This is a genomic window from Pseudomonas sp. GW460-LB5, assembly GCF_059423245.1.
In genome coordinates this window covers 90,180-109,785 of record NZ_JBWKXT010000003.1, presented here as the reverse complement: position 1 = coordinate 109,785, position 19,606 = coordinate 90,180, and the positions used below count along the sequence as shown (strand labels likewise).

At 64.2% G+C, this 19,606-nt stretch carries 19 protein-coding genes and 1 riboswitch; of the genes, 8 read left to right on the top strand and 11 right to left on the bottom strand.

Features of this window, described 5'->3' with window-relative positions; all coding sequences use genetic code 11:
• Positions 1–74: 74 nt before the first annotated feature.
• Positions 75–1,439: an LLM class flavin-dependent oxidoreductase gene (locus AC07XM_RS04170; RefSeq protein ID WP_102688787.1), complete on the bottom strand. Its 1,365-nt coding sequence runs from the start codon at positions 1,437–1,439 to the stop codon at positions 75–77.
• Positions 1,440–1,455: 16 nt separating this feature from the next.
• A complete protein-coding gene (locus AC07XM_RS04165) occupies positions 1,456–2,436 on the bottom strand; it encodes an aliphatic sulfonate ABC transporter substrate-binding protein (RefSeq protein ID WP_016487392.1) in 981 nt (326 codons plus the stop codon).
• A 196-nt stretch (positions 2,437–2,632) separates the two neighbouring features.
• Here AC07XM_RS04165 and AC07XM_RS04160 point away from each other — a divergent pair, with 196 nt between their 5' ends.
• The gene (locus AC07XM_RS04160; RefSeq protein ID WP_102688788.1) at positions 2,633–3,517 is read left to right on the top strand and encodes an NHL repeat-containing protein; all 885 of its coding nucleotides are present in this window, start codon (positions 2,633–2,635) and stop codon (positions 3,515–3,517) included.
• Between the two features lie 7 nt (positions 3,518–3,524).
• Here AC07XM_RS04160 and AC07XM_RS04155 read toward each other — a convergent pair whose 3' ends face one another.
• A complete protein-coding gene (locus AC07XM_RS04155; RefSeq protein WP_016487390.1) occupies positions 3,525–4,409 on the bottom strand; it encodes a DMT family transporter in 885 nt (294 codons plus the stop codon).
• 170 nt (positions 4,410–4,579) lie between these two features.
• Here AC07XM_RS04155 and AC07XM_RS04150 point away from each other — a divergent pair, with 170 nt between their 5' ends.
• Positions 4,580–5,251: a TetR/AcrR family transcriptional regulator gene (locus AC07XM_RS04150; RefSeq protein WP_016487389.1), complete on the top strand. Its 672-nt coding sequence runs from the start codon at positions 4,580–4,582 to the stop codon at positions 5,249–5,251.
• A gap of 7 nt (positions 5,252–5,258) precedes the next feature.
• Here the strand turns inward: AC07XM_RS04150 and AC07XM_RS04145 are convergent, their stop codons facing one another.
• Complete coding sequence (locus AC07XM_RS04145; protein WP_016487388.1) at positions 5,259–6,266, bottom strand: GlxA family transcriptional regulator; 1,008 nt, start codon at positions 6,264–6,266, stop codon at positions 5,259–5,261.
• A 158-nt stretch (positions 6,267–6,424) separates the two neighbouring features.
• Between AC07XM_RS04145 and AC07XM_RS04140 the strand changes: the two genes are divergently transcribed.
• The 3 genes from AC07XM_RS04140 (at position 6,425) to AC07XM_RS04130 (ending at position 7,812) form a co-directional block, all read left to right on the top strand.
• Positions 6,425–6,895: a hypothetical protein gene (locus AC07XM_RS04140; RefSeq protein ID WP_016487387.1), complete on the top strand. Its 471-nt coding sequence runs from the start codon at positions 6,425–6,427 to the stop codon at positions 6,893–6,895.
• A gap of 193 nt (positions 6,896–7,088) precedes the next feature.
• The gene (locus AC07XM_RS04135) at positions 7,089–7,301 is read left to right on the top strand and encodes a PLDc N-terminal domain-containing protein (protein WP_016487386.1); all 213 of its coding nucleotides are present in this window, start codon (positions 7,089–7,091) and stop codon (positions 7,299–7,301) included.
• A gap of 100 nt (positions 7,302–7,401) precedes the next feature.
• The gene (locus AC07XM_RS04130) at positions 7,402–7,812 is read left to right on the top strand and encodes a RidA family protein (protein WP_023048343.1); all 411 of its coding nucleotides are present in this window, start codon (positions 7,402–7,404) and stop codon (positions 7,810–7,812) included.
• Between the two features lie 31 nt (positions 7,813–7,843).
• On the opposite strand, the gene AC07XM_RS04125 is transcribed toward AC07XM_RS04130, so the two are convergent.
• From AC07XM_RS04125 to AC07XM_RS04115, 3 genes are all read right to left on the bottom strand, one after another.
• Complete coding sequence (locus tag AC07XM_RS04125; RefSeq protein WP_016487384.1) at positions 7,844–8,563, bottom strand: TorF family putative porin; 720 nt, start codon at positions 8,561–8,563, stop codon at positions 7,844–7,846.
• A gap of 81 nt (positions 8,564–8,644) precedes the next feature.
• Entirely contained in the window at positions 8,645–8,896 is a 252-nt protein-coding gene (locus AC07XM_RS04120) for a hypothetical protein (RefSeq protein WP_016487383.1), read from the bottom strand.
• Between the two features lie 215 nt (positions 8,897–9,111).
• Complete coding sequence (locus AC07XM_RS04115) at positions 9,112–9,966, bottom strand: LysR family transcriptional regulator (RefSeq protein WP_024717555.1); 855 nt, start codon at positions 9,964–9,966, stop codon at positions 9,112–9,114.
• A gap of 92 nt (positions 9,967–10,058) precedes the next feature.
• Here AC07XM_RS04115 and AC07XM_RS04110 point away from each other — a divergent pair, with 92 nt between their 5' ends.
• Complete coding sequence (locus AC07XM_RS04110; protein WP_023048341.1) at positions 10,059–10,496, top strand: multidrug/biocide efflux PACE transporter; 438 nt, start codon at positions 10,059–10,061, stop codon at positions 10,494–10,496.
• A 164-nt stretch (positions 10,497–10,660) separates the two neighbouring features.
• Here AC07XM_RS04110 and AC07XM_RS04105 read toward each other — a convergent pair whose 3' ends face one another.
• From AC07XM_RS04105 to AC07XM_RS04090, 4 genes are all read right to left on the bottom strand, one after another.
• Positions 10,661–11,680, bottom strand: a complete 1,020-nt coding sequence (locus AC07XM_RS04105; protein WP_016487380.1) for a branched-chain amino acid aminotransferase — start codon at positions 11,678–11,680, stop codon at positions 10,661–10,663.
• 136 nt (positions 11,681–11,816) lie between these two features.
• Positions 11,817–13,394 carry an ATP-binding cassette domain-containing protein gene (locus tag AC07XM_RS04100; RefSeq protein ID WP_102688789.1) on the bottom strand — a complete coding sequence of 526 codons (1,578 nt, stop codon included), beginning with the start codon at positions 13,392–13,394 and terminating at the stop codon, positions 11,817–11,819.
• Between the two features lie 226 nt (positions 13,395–13,620).
• Positions 13,621–13,980: a hypothetical protein gene (locus AC07XM_RS04095; protein WP_096426148.1), complete on the bottom strand. Its 360-nt coding sequence runs from the start codon at positions 13,978–13,980 to the stop codon at positions 13,621–13,623.
• Complete coding sequence (locus AC07XM_RS04090; RefSeq protein WP_016487377.1) at positions 13,977–14,354, bottom strand: glyoxalase superfamily protein; 378 nt, start codon at positions 14,352–14,354, stop codon at positions 13,977–13,979. The genes AC07XM_RS04095 and AC07XM_RS04090 overlap by 4 nt, the downstream gene beginning before the upstream one ends.
• A gap of 101 nt (positions 14,355–14,455) precedes the next feature.
• Positions 14,456–14,672, top strand: a riboswitch (cobalamin riboswitch).
• Between the two features lie 100 nt (positions 14,673–14,772).
• On the opposite strand from AC07XM_RS04090, the gene cobW reads away from it, so the two are divergent.
• Both cobW and cobN read left to right on the top strand, forming a co-directional pair.
• Positions 14,773–15,840: a cobalamin biosynthesis protein CobW gene (cobW, locus tag AC07XM_RS04085; protein ID WP_016487376.1), complete on the top strand. Its 1,068-nt coding sequence runs from the start codon at positions 14,773–14,775 to the stop codon at positions 15,838–15,840.
• A 3-nt stretch (positions 15,841–15,843) separates the two neighbouring features.
• The gene (gene cobN, locus AC07XM_RS04080) at positions 15,844–19,605 is read left to right on the top strand and encodes a cobaltochelatase subunit CobN (protein WP_102688790.1); all 3,762 of its coding nucleotides are present in this window, start codon (positions 15,844–15,846) and stop codon (positions 19,603–19,605) included.
• Position 19,606: the final 1 nt, after the last annotated feature.

Here is a 19,606-nt window from a genome sequence, read left to right as displayed (position 1 = left end):
CAGGGGATGTGGCCACAGAATAGGGTCGAGCGCGTGCCATCCACAAATTAAATGTTGGAATACCCGGTATTTGATCACTGAATGTCGACCTGGCGCCCGGCGTGGGCTTCCGGCAGTCGATCGCCTTGACCGAACAATTTTTGGCGCAAGGTCCCTTCGGTGTAACTCGAAGGGTAGCGGCCGCGGCGTTGCAGCTCGGGCACCAGCAACTCGACCACGTTGGCCAGGTCATCCGGCTGCACGGCGTAGGTCAGGTTGAAACCGTCGATGCCGGTCTGGTCCAGCCAGCTTTCCAGCTGGTCGGCCACCTCGCTGGCAGAACCTGCCAGTACCGGGCCGCGACCACCCAGGCCAACGAACTCGGCAGCCTCGCGCACGGTCCAGCGGCGGTTCGGGTCAGCGGCGGTAAACGCGGCCAGGGCAGCTCGGCCGGCGTCATTTTCGACGTATTCGATCGGCGCATCAGGGTCGAGGCCGGCAAAGTCGATGCCGGTCCAGCCCGACAGCAGCGCCAAGGCCGCGTCCAGGTCGACATAGCGACGGTATTCGGCGAACCGCGCCTCGGCTTCTTCCCGGGTAGGGGCGACAATCAGCAATGCCTGGGCATAGATCAGCACTTCATCACGACCTCGCCCGGCGGCTTCGCTGGCCTGGCGAATGCCATCGGCGTAGCGGCGCAACACTGTAGGGGTTGGGCCGCTGATGAACACGCATTCGGCGTGGCGCGCGGCAAACTGCTGGCCGCGTGCCGAAGCGCCGGCCTGGAACAGTACCGGCGTGCGTTGCGGTGACGGCTGACACAGGTGCATGCCGGGCACCTGGAAGTGCTCGCCCACGTGGTTGATCGGGTGTACCCGGGTTGGCTCGATGTAGCGCCCGCTGTCGCGCTCCAGCAGCACCGCGTCATCGTCCCAGCTCTTTTCCCACAGCTTGTAGAGCACCTGCAGGTACTCCTCGGCCAGGTCGTAGCGCTGATCGTGGCCCAGCTGGCGCGCCAGGCCGAGGTTGCGTGCAGCGCTGTCGAGGTAGCCGGTGACGATGTTCCAGCCGACCCGGCCGTTACTCAGGTGGTCAAGTGTGGACATGCGCCGGGCGAACGGGTAGGGGTGCTCGTAGGTGAGCGAGAAGGTCACGCCAAACCCCAGGTGCTCGGTGACCCCGGCCATGGCCGGCACCAGCAGCAGCGGGTCGTTGACCGGCACTTGCACGCCACCGCGCAGGGCGGCCCCAGGGCCGCCTTGGTACACGTCGTAAATACCCAGCACATCGGCAATGAACAGGGCGTCGAACAGGCCGCGCTCCAGCAGGCGGGCCAGGTCGGTCCAGTAGCTCAGGCGGTTGAAGGCGACGCTGGTGTTGCGTGGGTGGCGCCACAGGCCGGGGGACTGGTGGCTGGCGGCGTTCATGCTGAACGCATTGAAGCGGATCGGGCGGGGCATGTCAGTTGCGCTCCACTCAAGGCAATACGGAAGCCGGGTAGACCGCGTCGGCCACCTGCAGCTTGTGTGGAATCAGGCCCAGGCCCTGGAAGGTGTCAGCGAGTTTCTGTTGCTCGGCGACGATCTGCGGGGTGATGGCCACGGCGTTGTAGTTACGGCGCTCGCTGGCCACTTCAAGCACATTGGCGTTGATGCCCAGCTGCGGGGCCAGCAGTGCAGCAACCTCTGCGGGTTTGGCGTTGGCCCACTGGCTGACTTTGCCCAGTTCGGTAAAGAAGGTTTTCAGCAGCGCACGGTGCTGGTCGGCGTAGCTGGCGGTGGACAGGTAGAAGGTGCGGTTGTTGGACAGGCCGCTGCCGTCACGCAGGTTTTTCAGGCCTGGCTGGCTTTCTGCAGCGGCGAGGAACGGGTCCCACAGGGTCACGGCCTGCACGCTTCCCGACTGCAAGGCGGCCACGGCATCGGCGGCATTGTTGACGTAGGCGGGGGTGATGTCCTGGTAACTCAGGCCAGCCTGTTGCAGGGCGACAGCCAGCAGGTACTGGGCATTCCAGCCACGGCCGGTGGCCACGCGTTTGCCTTTCAGGTCCTGCACGCCAGTCAGGTGGTCCTGCTCGCGTACCACCAGGCCGATGCCGCGTGGGTAGGGCTGTTCGGCGGCCAGGTACACCACCGGTTTGCCGGCGGCCTGGGCGAACACCGACGGTGCGTCGGCGGCGTGGCCGAGGTCGATGGCGCCCGTGCTCAGGGCCTCGAGCAGCTGTGGGCCGGCGGCAAACTCGTGCCAGCTCACCTTCACGCCTTGCGGGGCCAGGGCCTTTTCCAGGGCGCCGCTGCCTTTGAGAATGTTGATGCTGTTGAACTTTTGGTAACCGATGCGAAGGGTCTTGGCGTCGTCGGCCAGGGCTTCGGACCACGGCAGCAGGGCACTGGCGACACTGGCCAGCAGGCCGCCAATCAACAGGCGGCGCAGGGGGGAAAAGGCACGGATTGGCATGGGGATGCTCCTTCAGACCGGGTGGTAAACGATGGGCCCAGCCTAAGGAGATGGCGTTTGGCTTTCAATTTTTATATTCCGTTTCGTTAGATTGTTTTGTTATTTTTATATCCTTTTGTTTTGTAACGATTTGCATGCTTTCGACATTTTTTTCACATTCGCTTGCTAGCATCCCCGGCATTCCGAGGAGCCCTACATGCCGCAATTCCTGCGCCAACGCAGCGCCCGCATCACCCTGACTGCCACTACCGGTTTGCTCGCCGCCACCTTGGGTTTTTTCGCCTGGCAGAGTTTCTACCCGGTCCAGGCTGCCGCTGGTTGGGATGTCCAGGTGCTGCATCGTGATGTGGCCAAGGCCGCATCGTTGTTGCCGCAAGCGGATGGCAGCCTGCTGGTCAGCCGCGAACTGGATGATGGCCGAGGCAGCATCCTCAAGATCACCGCGACAGGCGACCGCGTAGTGGTTATCGACAGCCTGTCGAAGCCCGACGGCATGGTCGCGGCACAAGGCGGTTGGGTGTTCAGCCAGGAAGGCGGTCAGGCGCCGGTGAGCCTGGCCCGCCATGGTCAGGTTACCCACCTGTTCGACGGTGAAAGCGTGCAGGGGCTGTGGAACGACGGCGACCACCTGTATGCCATCGAAGACCGCAAGGGCAATGGCCGCTTGATGCGTTATGACTGGGCCAGCGGCCAGCTTGAAGTGCTGCGTTCCGGCCTGACCGAAACCGAAGGCCTTGCCCGCTGTAACGACGGCCGCTTGCTGTACACCGAAAAAGCCAATGGCAAGGTTCGCGCCCTGTCCGACGATGGCCAGGACCCGGTTGTGGCCGAGGGGTTGCGCAACCCTACCTTCCTGTTCTGTGACCCGCGTGGCCTGTGGGTCAGCGAAGACAACACCCACCGCGCACGCTTGTTGCTCATCGACGCTGACGGCGTCCAGCACACCATGCTGACCTTCCTCAAGGCGCCGCAGTCGATCGTGGCGGACGGCAAGGGCGGCTACCTGTTGGCCGAAGGCGGGCGTAACCGCGTGCTGCACCTGACGCCGCCACCGACGCACGACACCGCCCAGCGCGACTGAGCCGGCGCTAGCTGGGCAGGCGCCGCACGCGCCCTGGCAGCAGGCCCAGCACCAGCATGCAACCAAGCAGAATTACCAGGCCTCCCGCTGCCTGCAACAGGCTCAGGGCTTCATTGAGGAACACCGCGCCGACCAGCACTGCCACCAGGGTGACCACGAACTCCACGCTGATGGCGCGGGTGGCACCGATACGTGCCACCAGGCCAAAGTACAGTACGTAGGTGGTCGCGCTCATCACTGCGCCGCTAATCAACAGGTAAAGCCAGTCGCTTGCCTGTGGCACGCTGGGCACGGGAACTACCAGCAACAGCGGCAGGGTCATCAACCCGCCAGCCAGGAACGCGCCGCCGGTGACCGTCCACGGGTCCTGGCCGCGCAGGTGCAGGCTGGCGTAATTGCTGCCGTAGGCGGCGCTGATGGCGCCCAGCAGCGACGCTATGCAGCCGTGGATGAAGTCGTCATCAATCGGCCGGGCCGGAAAACCGACCAGGATGGCGATGCCGGCAATGCCCAGCAGCAGCCCGGCCAGGCCTTGCAGGGTGATTTTCTCCAGGCCCCAGATCCGCCCGATCAGCATCGAGAACAGCGGAATGGTGGCGACAAAAATAGCTGCCATCGCGGTGCCGATGCGTGGGGTGGCGTACGACATGCCGATCAGTTGCCCGGCCACCGTGGTCGCCCCCACCACCAGCAAGGGTACCAGCAGCGGGCGCAGGCGCATTGGGCGGCCTAGCAGGGCTGCCAGGAGCGCCAGGGTGCCGCTGGCAATCAGTGCCCGCAGGCTGACCGCGCCCACCCAGCCAAAGGCATGCACCACCTTGAGCAACACCAGGAACGAAAAGCCCCAGGCTATGGCCAGGAACAGGTAGGCGGCGAGATCGCGTGGTTGCATGAGGCAGGGTCCATCCATGGCAGGGGCAGGCAGGCTAGCGGGTTGCAGGGCGCAATATCAAGGCCGGCCAGCCGCGATGCATTATGGCTACTCGACCAACAGCGTGCTTCCCTGCATGGCCGCGCTCACGGATAATCCCTGCTATTCCAATAAGTAGCCTGTGAGTGGGTATGAGTGATTCCGTAGTGAGCCTTGGCCAGCCTGAAACCGGGGGGGCGCGCAAAACGCGCAAGAACAACCCCGAGAAAACGCGCGAGGACATCCTCCAGGCGGCCATCAACGAGTTTGTCCAGCAAGGGCTGGCCGGCGCACGTGTCGACGCCATCGCCGAGCGTACCGCTACCTCCAAGCGCATGATCTACTACTACTTCGGCAGCAAGGAGCAGCTGTACTGCGAGTGCCTGGTGAAGCTGTACGGCGATATCCGCAAGACCGAGCAGAGCCTGGACCTGGAGTCGTTGCCGGCTGAGCAGGCGATCCGCCGGCTGGTGGAGTTCACCTTCGATCACCATGACCGCAACGTCGATTTCGTGCGGATCATCTGCACCGAAAACATCCATTACGGCGAGTACGTCAAGCAGTCGCCGGCGATCCGTGAAATGAGCAGCCTGGTGCTCGAGGCCCTGGGCAACACACTGCACCGTGGCGTGCAGGAAGGTGTGTTCCGCACCGGTATCGAGGTTATCGACCTGCACATGCTGATGAGCTCGTTCTGTTTCTACCGGGTGTCCAACCGCCACACCTTTGGCGAGATCTTCCAGATTGACCTGTCTGATGACCAGGTCAAGCTGCGCCACAAAGCCATGATTTGTGACGCAGTATTGCGCTATATCCGCGCCTGAACGCCGTTTACTCGCCCAGCCGTTGCTCGCGCGACGGCGGGTAGCCGAAATATGCCGCATAGCACTTGCTGAAGTGCGACACGGAAACAAACCCGCAGGCCACTGCAACGTCCATCACCGACAGGTCCGAATACTGCAGCAGCCGGCGGCTTTTGGTGATGCGCAACTCCATGTAGTAGCGCCGTGGCGAGGTGCCCAACTGAGCCTGGAACAGGCGGTCGATCTGCCGGCGCGAGCGCCCGCTGTAGGCGGCCAGCTGATCCAGGCTGAGGGTTTCTTCCAGGTTGTTTTCCATCAGCTCGACGATGGTGCGCAGGTGCAGGCTCATGGATTTCTTCGCCCCCGGGCCAACCTGGCGGTAGCGAGCCCCGGAGAACGACAGGATTTCCTCCACGCCTTCGGCCAGCCCGTCACCATACAGCCGGCGCACCAAGCCCAGCATCAGCTCCATGGCGCCATTGGGGCTGGCGGCGCTGAGGCGGTCGCGGTCGAGGGTGAAACTGGCCGGCGTGATGCGTGTTTGCGGGCTGCGCTCCGACAGGCTGGCGCGCTGCTCGGGGTGGATACTGCAGCCATAGTCGTCCAGCACCCCGGCGCGGCCAAGAAACCAGGCACCGTTCCACAGGCCGCCCAGGGCCATGCCGTGGGCGGCGCAGTCGTCCAGCAGGCGGTCGAGTTCAGGGTACTTCAGAGGCGTGCGCAAGCCGCCACAGATCACCAGCAGGTCCAGCGCCTTCAGCGCCCCGGCGGACAGCTCGGTGGCGACCAGCTCCAACCCCAGGTCGCTGGTTACCCGGTCGCCCTCCATCGACAGTGGGGTGAATTGAAAACTGTCGGCGCGTAGCAGGTTAGCCGTGACCAGCACGTCCATGGCAACGGTGAAGCTGGCCATCGAGAAGTGTTCGAGCAGGACGAAGTCGACCCGGTAAGGCGCCTGGGCATTGGCGCTGCTGGTTTTGAGCCGCAGCATGTTGCTGGTGCTGGTCTTCTTGCTGAACTGTCGTGGCGTGGGCACTCTGGACTCCGCTTCCTGGCTGGTCCCAGAGTGTGGCCGGTGGCCGGGGGAAAGACAATGTCCCGGGTGGGCGTGTCGTATTTCAGGTCGTGTTCAGGCAACCTGTCTGCCTTGGCCCATTGCCGCCATGCTGCCCACTGCCACTGAGGACGCCCTAGATGAAGTACGCCATTGCCCTGTTGTTCAGCCTGCTTCCACTGCTGGCCAATGCCCTGGAGCCGGGCGAGAAGCTGGCCCCATGGACGCTGCTCGACCAGCATGATCAAGCCTACAGCCTCGATAACAGCACGCACATTCTGCTGGTGGCCCGCGACATGGACGGTGCCAAGTTGGTCAAGGCGGCGCTGGCCCAGCAGCCCAAGGGCTACCTCGAGGCGCGCGATGCCGTATTTGTTGCCGATATCCAGCGCATGCCGGCGCTGATCAGCAAGCTGTTCGCCATCCCCGCCATGCGCGATTACACCTACCGGGTGCTGCTCGACCGGGACGGGCGCGTGGCCAGCCGTTATTCCGGGCAGGATGGCCAGGTGCAGTGGTTGCAACTGCAGCAGGGCGTGCTGGTGAGCCAGCAGTCTTTTGCCGATGCCGCAGCGTTGAAGGCGGCGCTGGAGAAGGCTGCGCAGCATTGAGGGCATTCACCTCGTAAATCTATAGGCTATCGTGGTCATTGTGGGACCGCGAAAACGGGCGAAGCCCGTGCCATCCACTGTGCAGCCTGCTTCGCAGGAAGCGCTCGCGCCCACAGAGCCCGTGATCAAATCAATCTGAACCCTCAGCGCGACTAGCAACCCAACGCATTACATGCCAAACGGGAGAGTGGTTATGGAAACAGGAACGATCTGGATCATCATCGCAGCCTTGGTCATCCTGCTGGAAATCTGGGCCATCTGGCACATCATCGGCAGTGATCGGCGCGCCGAGCGCAAGATGCTGTGGGTCGTATTCGTGGTCTACGCACCCTTCCCTGGGTTGTTGTTCTGGGCCTGGCGTGGGCCGCGGGCGGTGAAGGGCAGGGCAGTGCTGCAGGAAAAATGACCGCGCCAGCGTCAGGCGCAGGGCGCGCTCTGCGCCCTTGACCTCAAGTTAACTCAAGGTCCGATACTGCTCCGCTCTTTCAACCGAGTGAGGCCTTGTCATGACCCAAACAACCGCATTCCAGCTTGGCAACCCTGAGGGCCTGTACGACCCCAGTGGCAATGCCTATTCCCATGTCGCCGAAGTGCGCGCTGGCAGCCGCCTGCTGTTCATCGCCGGCCAGGGCGGGGAGGACAGCAACGGCCGGTTATCGCCATTGTTTGCCGAACAGGCCCGTCAGGCGCTGGCGAACGTTGAGCTGGCCCTGGCGTCCAGAGGCGCCAGCCTGGCCCAGGTATTCAAGCTGACCCTGCTCATTGTCGAGCACTCCGAAGCGCGCTTGCGCCAATGGGTGGCCGAAGCCGACAGGGCCTGGGGCCCACACATGAAACCGACCTGCACACTGATCCCGGTACCGCGCCTGGCGCTGGATGGCATGTTGGTGGAAATCGAAGCTGTGGCAGCGCTTTAGCGCCGGAGGCTGTGGTCAGGACATTGAGGCGCTAGAAGAAACTGCGCTGCGCCTTGAGCGTGACCACGCTGTCGCAATAGGTATTGATGCCCGAATACGCATCGCAACTGCCGCCACTGAGGCTGGAGTTGCTGTAGATCAGGTTAAGGTCGATACCAAGCCAGGGTCGCGACAGCTCAAGCGACCAGTCAGAAAAGCCATTTACCTGGCTGCCGTCGCCAATGGTGAACGGCGTGCCCAGGCGATGATGGGCGAGCTTGACGGTGAGGTCGACATCGAACAGCGGCAGTTGGCCAAAGTCGGCGAACAAGGTCCCGGTGCGGTTGCCGGGGTTGTCGCGCAACGCGCCGCCGAAGCGGTTGCCCAGCACCGAGATGCCGCCGTACAGGGCATAACTGTCGGGGCCTGCGATAGTCGGCTGGCTGTAATGGATCAACCCCACTTCATAACCCAGGCTGCTGTCGAAATGGTGCTTGTAGCCCAGGTAGCTGTCCAGGCGCAGGGTCGAGTTGGGGGTAACGCCCATGCTGGGGGCGTACTGGCCCAGGTACCAGCCACTGGCATGGTTGAAGTCGAGCCCACCGTGGAATGCACCGACGGCACTGGGTGAAATAAGGCCTTGGGCCATGCTGCGCGAGGGTGTGGTGCCGAGGGTGAAGTCGAAGTCGCCCAGTTCGCGTTTTATCTGCTGGGCCAGCAGCACTGGGCTGAATAGCAATGCAGCACTCAGCAACAGAAAGGGCCTGGTCATGGTCTCCGTCCTGGAAGGCTTGCGGTTGAGCGGTAGAGCATACCTGCGCAGGTTCAAGGAGGGAACCGTAGCGTGGCCGACTCAGCCTTTGGTCGAACGGTCTGCATCGGCAACTTCGGTCACCACTGGCAGGTTGCCGGCACGCTGGACCACCCGCCGTTGCTGCTCGTAATCGTCCAGGGACAGACCGCGGCGCTGCAACGCTTCCAGTTGCAGTTGGCGGGTTTCTTCGGCGCTGTACGCGCGCAGCTCAGGGTGGTTGGCACAGCCAGCCAGTACAGCCATGCAGGTTGTGGCCAGGACAGCGAGGAAGAAGCGGGCCTTGGTAGTCATCGAGCAGCTCCGGGATGCAGGGGATTCGCCAGATTCGAATCGATGGAGCCAGGTTAGTGAGGTGGGCCGCTCAGTAGAAATCGCCTTGTTCGATAGTCATTATTGACGCAAGCATCAGTGCCAAAACCGGGACCCGAGCGTGCAAGCGCTGGGCGCCTTCCCGCCGCTGCTCGCTACCCTGGGCCAGGACCCCGAATCCAGAACGTGGAAGAGGCCTATTGCCCCAGCATCTGGCGTACCAGCCATTGCCCTGCCGGCCCCAGCGCCCGCCGGCTCGACCAGGCTACATCCATGTCCACCCGGCGCGGGTAACCCGCTATCTGCAACTCCACCAGCTCGTTGCCAAACCGTGTCACCAGCGCCCTGGGCAGTTCGGCCCAGCCGAATCCGCGCACGGCAAACTCCAGCAGAGTGAGGTAATCCGGTGCCGACCAGGCCTGGCCGCGGCCTTGGTGCAGGCTGGGGGCATAGGTCTTGATGTACAGCTGCCGTGCGTTTTCAAGGTGTTGCGCTTGCACCGTTTCCAGGCCCGCCAGCGGGTGGCCGCTGGCCACATACACACCGAACTCCGCCTGCTCGGGCAAGCGCGCTACGGCAACGTCGGCGGGGTAGCTGGGCTGCGTCGCAAGGATGCCGACCTGGGCCAGGCCCTGCTGGATCATTTCGATCACATCGGCGTCTTCGGCCGGGCCGCAGCGCAGTTCTGTGTACGGGTAGTGCTGGGCGAAGCGTGCCATCACCGCACCCTGGAAGGTGACGCTATAGCTGTCCGACATCACCACCGAGACCAGCGCCTCGACGTTCTGCGCCAACCTGACCGCCAGGGCATCAAGCTGGGCGCTGGCGTCCAGGATCGCTTCGACATGGCTCAGCACCTGCCGGCCCGCTTCGTTCAGCGTGGGGTGGCGGCCGCCACGGTCGAACAGGGGGCAGCCTACGTCAGCCTCGAAATTGGCGATGGCGATGCTGACGGTGGATTGGCTTTTGCGCAATTTGCGCGCTGCAGCAGAGAACGAACCCAGCGATGCGGCTTCGACAAAGGCGACCAGAGCTTCGGGCGAGTAGCGCATGGTATTGATAAAACCGATGGTAGCTATGTCGTGAGTATCAGTTATATCAAAGAACATGGGAACCACGAATCACGCAATGGATGGAATTTGCAATGAAAACGGTCTCCTTTACCGAACGCCTGGTGCACGCCGTGGGCTATGAAGCATTCGCGGTGCTGCTGTGTGCACCACTGTTGTCCTGGGTGATGGGCAAGTCGCTGGCGACTGCGGGTGCCTTGGCGGTAACCCTGTCGGTTATCGCCATGCTCTGGAACATGGTCTACAACGCGCTGATCGACCGCTGGGTGCAGACCGAACGCATCAACTGGAAGGCCAGTGGGCGCTTCGTGCACGGCCTGGGCTTCGAGGCTGGGCTGGTAGTGTGGTGCCTGCCGGTGGCGGCATGGATGCTGGATATCTCGCTGCTGCAGGCGTTCATGGTAGAGCTGGGCTTTTTCGTGATTATTCTGCCCTACACCGTGTTGTACAACTGGGCGTTCGATAAAGCCCGGCACCTGCTGATGCAGCGCCGCCTCGCGCGTTCCCTGTAGACCCTGTAGGAGCGGCTTTTAGCCGCGAACACCGGCATAGCCGGTGCCAACCACCGCGGTGCCTGCTTCGCGGGTAAACCCTCTCCCACAGGGACCGTGAGTCATCCAACAAAAACGGGGCATGCCATTGCTGGCATGCCCCGTTCTTATACAGCTGATACAGCTCAGGCGACCTTGACGATCCAGCCTGCCGGCGCTTCAACATCGCCGCTCTGGATGCCGGTCAGCTCGTTGTAGAGCTTCTGGGTAACCGGGCCGACTTTTTCCAGGTCGTGGAACACGTGCAGCTTGCCGTTGTACTCGATACCGCCGATCGGGGTAATCACCGCAGCGGTACCGCAAGCGCCGGCTTCGATGAAGCGGTCCAGCTTGCTGATTTCGACGTCGCCTTCAATCACGGTCAGGCCCAGACGCGATTGCGCCAGTTCCATCAGCGACAGGCGGGTGATGCCTGGCAGTACCGAGGCCGATTTCGGGGTAACGAACTCGTTGTTGGCGGTAATGCCGAAGAAGTTGGCCGAACCCACTTCCTCGATCTTGGTATGGGTCAACGGATCGAGGTAGATGGCGTCGGCGAAGTTGGCCTTCTTGGCCTCAGCGCCCGGCTGCAGGCTGGCAGCGTAGTTGCCGCCGACCTTGGCGGCGCCGGTGCCTTGTGGGGCGGCGCGGTCAAAGCTGGAAATCTGGAAGTTGTGCGGCTTCATGCCGCCCTTGAAGTACGAGCCAACCGGAATGGCGAAGACCGAGAAGATGAACTCGGGGGCGGTGCGCACGCCAATGTTGTCACCGGTGCCGATCACGAACGGGCGCAGGTACAGGGCGCCTTTGCCGTGCGGTGGTACGAACTTTTCGTTGGCCTTGACCACTTGCTTGCACGCTTCGATGAACACATCGGTCGGCACATGCGGCATCAGCAGGCGGGCGCAGCTGCGCTGCATGCGGGCGGCGTTCTGGTCCGGGCGGAACAGGTTGATCGAGCCGTCCTTGCAACGGTAGGCCTTCAGGCCTTCGAAGCATTGCTGGCCGTAGTGCAGGGCCGTGGAGCCTTCACTGATGTGCAGCACGTTGTCGTCGGTCAGGGTGCCTTTGTCCCACTCGCCATTGCGCCATACGGACAGGTAGCGTTTGTCGGTTTTGATGTAGTCGAAACCCAGCTTGTCCCAGTTAATGCTTTCGTTGCTCATGACACCCTCATTGTCTTGCAAGTGCCCGATCGCTCGGGCTGCTGTTATATGCGCACCACGTCACCATAATACATCCGTCGCGGATCGGGAACGGCCAGTCACGAATTGATAGCCTGCGATGCTTTTTTTTCGGTTTCTACAACCGCAGGTACTCATCCAGTGCCAGGTTTTCCAGCAAAACCGCATCATGGGACGCCACCATCAGCGCCCCGCGAAACTGCCCGAGCATGCGCTCCAGGGCTGCCAGTGACGGCAAGTCCAGGTGGTTGCCGGGCTCGTCCAGCAACAGCAGGTCGAGTGGCCGCTCGCGGTACAGCACGGCAGCAAGTGCTGCCTTCATCCGCTCGCCGCCGCTGAGCAGGCTGCTGGGCAACTCGACGCGGGCCGCATCCAGGCCCAGTTGTGCCAGGCGGCTGCGCAACTCGCCCTGGGCCAGCACCGGGTTGGCCCTGCGCAGGTGTTCGAGCACGCTGCTGTGGCCTGCCAAGGTACTGCAGTGCTGGTCGAGCAGGGCGGTTTCGCCACGGCGGCGCAAAGTGTGTGGTGATGCCGGTAATTGCCCGTTCAGCAGCCTTAGCAGCGTGGACTTGCCACTGCCGTTGGCGCCGACCAGGCCCATCCGCTGGCCCAGGCACAAGCGCAGGTCAAGCGGTTTGCGGGTGCCATGGGGCAAGCGAAGTGCCTGCAACGCCAACACTTCGCGGCCCGCATGACGCTGGGGCGTGGGAGCATGCAAGGTAATCGCAGTGGCTTGCTCGACCTCGCGGGCGGCGTCATGCACTTTGCCCAGCAATGCTTGCCGCGCGTCGCGATGGTCGCGGTGCTGCTTGCCCGCCGTGGCCTGGCTGCGCTCCTGCTGGCGGTCGACCAGGATCTTGGCCTGGTTGGCATGCCTGGCTTGACGCCCGGCCCGGGCCTGATGGCGTTCCAGGTCTTCGCGCTGGCGCTGCAGTTCACGGGCTTGGCGTTGTTGCTGCTGCTTGAGCCGGGCAAGTTGCTGCTGGGCCTGCGCCACCTGGCTGGCTTTTTGTGCTGCATAGAAGCCGTAGTTGCCGCCATAGGCCTGTAACCCCAGGCTCGACAGTTCGACAATGCGCGCCATGTGCGCCAGCAGGCTGCGGTCGTGGCTGATCACCAGCAAACCTCGGTCCCAGGCCTCGATCATGCTCAGCAATTGGGCACGGGCGTCGCTGTCCAGGTGGTTGCTCGGTTCGTCGAGTATCAGGTAGTCGGCACCGCTGAGCCATGCGCCTGCCAGCGCCACGCGCATAGCCTGGCCGCCGCTCAGGCTGCGTGCGGGCTGGCGCCAGTCAAGGTGACTCAGGCCGTTGCGTTGCAGGTGCATCTGCAGTTGCTCGCGGATATCCCAGCGCTCGCCGACGGTGTCGAAATCCTGGGGGTTGATGCTGCCTTGCTCGATGCGCTCCAACGCCGCTATCACCGACCCCACCTGGGCCAGGTCGGCAAGCGTGGTGCTGCGCTCGATTACCTGCTGATTCAGCAGATGGACAGGCCCAAGGCGCCGGCACTGGCCGCTGCTCGGTGCACGCTGGCCGGCAAGAACCTGCCCTAGCAGGCTCTTGCCCACGCCATTGCGCCCGACCAGGCCGGTACGCCGTTGGTCGAAGGTTTCGTTGAGATCGGTAAACAGTAGCCGGCCATCAGGCAAGGCCAAAGAGACGCTGTCCAGCGTCAGGATCGACGTGTTCGTCATGCACAACTCCACAAATGCCGCGACATCTCCGGAGCAAACCGGAGGCTGAAGACTGGCCGTCGAATGGACGGCGGCATTAATGGCGCATTGGACGAATACCTCGTACTGGGGGAGTGCGTAGCCTAACGGCCCGTTGGGGGCGGGTAAAGTACCGCCCGCCGTGTATGGGTTTCCTGCACTGGCGATGCGCCGCGCGAGCGGCGCCCGATCTTGTCTGGCCCTGGGCTCAGCGCCCCGTCAAGCGCTTGGCCCAGTCGCCTCCGTGGCTCTGTTTGCAGGCCTCTTCGCTGTCAAACCGTACATGCCAGGCCGGGTGATCCAGTTGTATGCCGGCGTGGTCCAACGCCTGACGGGTCAGCGCCAGCATGCGTGCCTTTGCTTCACCCGCCACTGCAGCGACTTTCTCGGCCTCTTGTTCAAACACCCAAGTAATACGCAGGCTGGCCGGAAAGTTCTCAGGGTCCAGGCGATGGGTGAGCCAGGTGAACCCGACGATTTCTGTCTTGGCGGTTTCACAGGCGTCCGTCAGGCACGCTACCAGCTCCCGCTCCAGGCGGGCCATTTCGCGTTTGCCCAGCGCCTTCACAGGTTGGCCTCGTCATCGATCTGCTGGCAGAAGCGCAGGCGGTTGCCGAACGGGTCGCACACCTGCATCTGCAGGCCCCAGTCCAGGCGCTCGGCTTCGGGCCGGGCGTAACCGTACTGTTTGCCTTGCAGTTCATGCTCCAGCGCCCGCAGGTCGTCGAGGCGGGCAAACACTGTAGAGCCGGGGCAGGCATCGCCATGGTGCTCGGTAAGGTGCAGGATCAGGCCATCGCGGTGAATCTGCATGTACAACGGCAGGTTCGGGCTGAAGCGGTGCTCCCAGTCCAGGCTGAAACCGAGGAAATCCATGTAGAACTCCCTGGCCTTGTCGACCGAGAAGATGCGCAGTACCGGGATGGCGGGGGCGAGGAGCATGGGGCGTCCTTGACAGTGGGCAAAGTCGCCACTGTACCGCAGTGCCGCCAAGAGTTGTCGGCAAGCCCCGCAGCAATGGTTGACCACCCGCCAGCCACTGCGTAGCCTTGCCACTTCGAGGTTCTTCGGCCAGGCCGAAGCTAAGACGGGAACGCGGTACAAGCCGCGGCTGCCCCCGCAACTGTAAGCACTGACAACGGATCGACACAGCCACTGCGCCAATGCGCGGGAAGGCGTCATCCCGCCAGCCCGCCGTTCAACTGAACGGGGAGCTGGAACGGTGCAAGCCAGGAGACCTGCCTCGCAACGTTTTCGACTTTCAACCGGGCGGGGTGATCCGGTGGCGAACAAGCCCGGCCGGCCTGGTCCGCGGCTGTCGTCCTGCATGCCCGCGCCATTCTGCCAAGGGCAATGCGACATGAAAACACTGGCCAAGCTCCCCGTTACCATCGTCACCGGCTTCCTCGGCTCGGGCAAGACCACCTTGCTGCGCCACATGCTCGACAACGCCCAGGGCCGTCGCATTGCGGTCATCGTCAACGAATTCGGCGAACTGGGTATCGACGGCGAAATCCTCAAGCAGTGCAGCATCGGCTGCACCGAAGAAGAAGCCAGCGGCCGCGTCTATGAACTGGCCAACGGCTGCCTGTGCTGCACCGTGCAGGAAGAGTTCTTCCCGGTCATGCGCGAGCTGGTGGCACGCCGTGGCGACCTGGACCACATCCTGATCGAAACCAGTGGCCTGGCCCTGCCCAAACCGCTGGTGCAAGCCTTCCAGTGGCCGGAAATCCGCAACGCCTGCACCGTCGACGCGGTCATCACCGTGGTCGATAGCCCGGCCGTGGCTGCCGGCACTTTCGCCGCCTACCCGGACCAGGTCGATGCCCAGCGCAAGCTCGACCCTAACCTGGACCACGAATCGCCGCTGCACGAACTGTTCGCCGATCAGCTGGCTAGCGCCGACCTGGTGGTATTGAACAAGGCCGACCTGATCGACGCCGAAGGCCTGGCCAAGGTGCGCGCCGAAGTGGCCGAAGAACTGCCGCCGGCAGTCAAGGTGGTAGAGGCCAGCAGTGGCAAGCTGCCGCTGGAGGTGCTGCTGGGTGTGGGCGCCGAGTCCGAGGCGCACATCGATGGCCGCCGTACCCACCACGATTCGCACCACGATGGCGACGATCATGACGACCACGACCACGACGCCTTCGACTCCATTTCCATCGACCTGCCGGAGGCTGACGAAAGCCTGTTGCTCGACGCCTTGACCCAGCTGGTGGTGGAGTTCGGCATCCTGCGCGCCAAAGGCTTCGCTGCCATCCCGGGCAAACCGATGCGCCTGCTGGTGCAAGGCGTGGGGACCCGTTTCGACAAACACTTCGACCGCGCCTGGCGTGCCGACGAGCCGCGCATCACCCGCCTGGTGTTGATCGGCCAGGAACTCGACGCTGCCCAGCTGGAAGCGCGCCTGCGCCAGGCCTTGGGCGCCTGACCCGTGCACCTGCTGCGGACCCAGCCCGGCGGCTTCGTGCCGGACGACAGTATTGCCGACCTTGGCCAGACACCCGCCGAACTGGTGATTCTCTGCAGCGGCGATTCGCACCTGGCGTTGCTCGCCGATACGGCCGAGCAACTGCCTGAGGATTTCCCCAGCCTGCGCCTGGCCAACCCGATGCAGGTGCAGAACCACGCTTCGGTCGACCTGTATGTCGACCAGGTGCTGCGCCACGCCAAGGTCATCCTGGTGTCGCTGCACGGCGGCGTCGGTTACTGGCGCTATGGCGTCGAGCAACTGGTCGAGCTGGCTGCCCGGGGCGTGCAACTGATTCTGGTACCAGGCGATGATCGCCCTGACCCGGAGCTGACCCGCTTGGGCACCGTCACGGGCGACCAGGCCGAGCGCCTCTGGCACTACTTGCGCCAGGGTGGCAAGGCCAATGCCATCAACCTTTACAACTGCCTGGCCAACCAGTGGCTGGGCCGCGATTATGCCTGGGACGAGCCGCAGCCCTTGCCGCGCACCGCTGTGTATCACCCGGCCAAGGGCAGTGTGGCACTGGAAGACTGGTACCCGCACTGGCACCCGGATTGCCCGGTGGCGCCGCTGCTGTTCTACCGCTCCCATTTGCAGGCGGCCAACACCGCGTTCATCGACGTGTTCTGCCAGCGCCTGCAAGCCGCTGGCTTGAACCCGTTGCCGATTGCCGTGGCCAGCCTAAAGGAAAGCGCCTGCCTGGACCAGGTCGAAGCCTGGCTGGACGAAGTCGGTGCCGAAGTGCTGGTCAATACCACCGGTTTTGCCCTGTCCAGCCCCGAACGGCCCAACCTGCGCCCGTTCCGCCGTGACATTCCGGTGCTGCAGGCCATCTGCGCGCAGGACAACCAGCCCGGCTGGGAAGCCAGCGAACAGGGGCTGGGTGCACGCGACCTGGCCATGCACATCGCCTTGCCCGAACTGGACGGGCGCATCATTACCCGCCCGGTCAGTTTCAAGGACATGGCCTGGCGCAGCGAGCGCAGCCAGTCCGACGTGGTGTGCTACCGCGCCCACCCCGAGCGTATGGACTTTGTCGCCGAGCTGGCCCGGCGCTGGGTCGAGCTGGCGCGCCTGCCCAATGCCGAGAAGCGCGTGGCCCTGGTGATGGCCAACTACCCGACCCGGGATGGCCGCATCGGTAATGGCGTCGGCCTGGATACGCCCGCTGCTGCACTCAACATTCTCAAAGCGCTGCAGGCCGAAGGCTATCCGCTGGCCGATTTGCCGGGCAGCGGCACGCAACTGATCCACCAGCTGCTCGGCGGCGTGACCAACGACCTTGACCACCTGGACCAGCGCCCTTGCGCCCAGAGCCTGAGCCTGGCCGACTACCAGGCCGCCTTCGAGCGCTTGCCCGAGGCCAATCGCCAGGCAGTGCTGGAGCGCTGGGGGCCGCCCGAGCAGGACCCGATGTACCGCAGCGGCCGGCTGATGGTGGCCGGCTTGCGCTTTGGGCTGACCTTCGTCGGCATCCAGCCCGCCCGGGGCTACCAGGTAGACCCCAGCGCGGTGTATCACGACCCCGACCTGGTGCCGCCGCACGGCTACCTGGCGTTCCACTTCTGGCTGCGCCACGCGTTCGCCGCCGACGCGGTGATCCATGTCGGCAAGCACGGCAACCTCGAATGGCTGCCCGGCAAAGGCGTCGGCTTGTCGGCGCAGTGCTGGCCGGACGCGCTGCTTGGCCCGCTGCCGAACATCTACCCGTTCATTGTCAACGACCCGGGCGAGGGCGCCCAGGCCAAGCGCCGTACCCAGGCGGTGATCATCGACCACTTGATGCCGCCGCTGACCCGTGCCGAAACCTACGGCCCGTTGCGCCACCTGGAGCAACTGGCCGACGAGTTCTACGAAGCGCAGCTACTCGATCCGCGGCGTGCCCGCGAGTTGCAGCGCGACATCCTCGAACTGGTCAAGGTCAACCACATCGACCGCGAGCTGCAGTTGGAAGGGCAGTTGGATGATGCCGCCGTCTGGCTGCCGCGCCTGGACACTTACCTGTGCGACCTGAAGGAATCGCAGATTCGCGATGGCCTGCATGTGTTTGGCCAGTCACCAGAGGGGCGGCTGCGGCTGGATACGCTGCTGGCCCTGCTGCGGGTTGAGCGCGGCGACGGTCGTGGTGGTAATGCCAGCCTGCTGCGCGCCTTGGCCAAGGCCTTGGTGCCAGGCTTTGACCCGCTCGATTGTGAGCTTGGGCTGCCCTGGCAGGGCGAACGCCCTGAGCAGCTTCTGGCCATGAGCAGTGAACCCTGGCGCACCTGTGGCGATACCCGCGAGCGCCTGGAGCTTTTGGCGCAGCAGGTGATCGAGCAAGCGCTGGGCGGCACCCTGCAGTTGCCTGAACCGAGCGAATGGCAGCCGGTGCGTGACGTGGTGCACGCCTTGCGCGAAGCGGTGGCGCCCAGCCTGGATGCCTGCGGCGCCGCTGAAATAAACGGCCTGCTGGCGGCGCTGGCCGGGCGATTCGTGCCTGCCGGCCCCAGCGGTGCGCCCAGCCGTGGCCGCCTCGACGTGCTGCCCACCGGCCGCAACTTCTATACCGTGGACGTGCGCAACCTGCCCACCACCACGGCCTGGCGCCTGGGTTTCGCCTCGGCCAGCCTGATCCTTGAACGCCACCTGCAGGACCACGGCGATCACCTGCGCCAGCTTGGCCTCTCGGTGTGGGGTACGGCCACCATGCGCACTGGCGGCGACGACATCGCCCAGGCCATGGCGCTGATGGGCGTGCGGCCGGTATGGGCCACAGGCAGCCAGCGCGTTGACGATTTTGAAATACTGCCGCTGAGCCTGCTCGACCGCCCGCGGGTGGATGTGACCTTGCGCGTTTCCGGCTTTTTCCGCGACGCCTTCGGCAACCTTATCCGCCTGTTCGATGCCGCCGTGCAGGCGGTGGCCGCGCTGGACGAGCCTGACGACCTCAACCCCTTGGCCGCCCGGGTACGCAGCGAGCGTGCCGCGCTGCTGGCGCAAGGGCTGGACGCCGAGCAGGCCGCGCGGCAGGCGGGCTGGCGGGTGTTCGGCGCCAAACCTGGTGCGTATGGCGCCGGGGTGCAGAACGCCATCGACGGGCGCCTGTGGCACAGCCGCGACGACCTGGCGGAGGTCTACCTCAACCACGGCGGCTACGCCTACGGCGGCAGCGACGACGGCACCCCGGCCCGCGCCCAGTTCGCCCAGCGCCTGGCCAAGGTGCAGGCGGTGCTGCAGAACCAGGACAACCACGAGCACGACCTGCTCGACTCAAACGACTACTACCAGTTCCAGGGCGGCATGCTGGCAGCGTCGGAAACCTTGTCCGGGGCGCCGGTGGCCAGCTACCACGGCGACCACAGCCAGGCAGACCGTCCCCGCATCCGTACCCTGAAGGAAGAGCTGAACCGGGTAATACGCGCCCGCGCGCTCAACCCCAAGTGGATCGACGGGGTCAAGCGCCACGGCTACAAGGGGGCCTTCGAGATGGCGGCGACGGTCGACAACCTGTTCGCCTTCGATGCCACAACGCACCTGATCGACGACCATCATTACCAGGGGCTGGCCGATGCGTACGTGCTCGACCCGGCGACCCGTGATTTTATGCGCGAGCACAACCCCGAGGCCCTGCGCGACCTTACCGAGCGCCTGCTGGAGGCCCAGCAGCGCGGGCTGTGGCAGGCGCCGGGCGAGTACCGCGAGGCCCTTGAGGAACAACTGCTCGACGGCGAGGAACAGGCTTGAA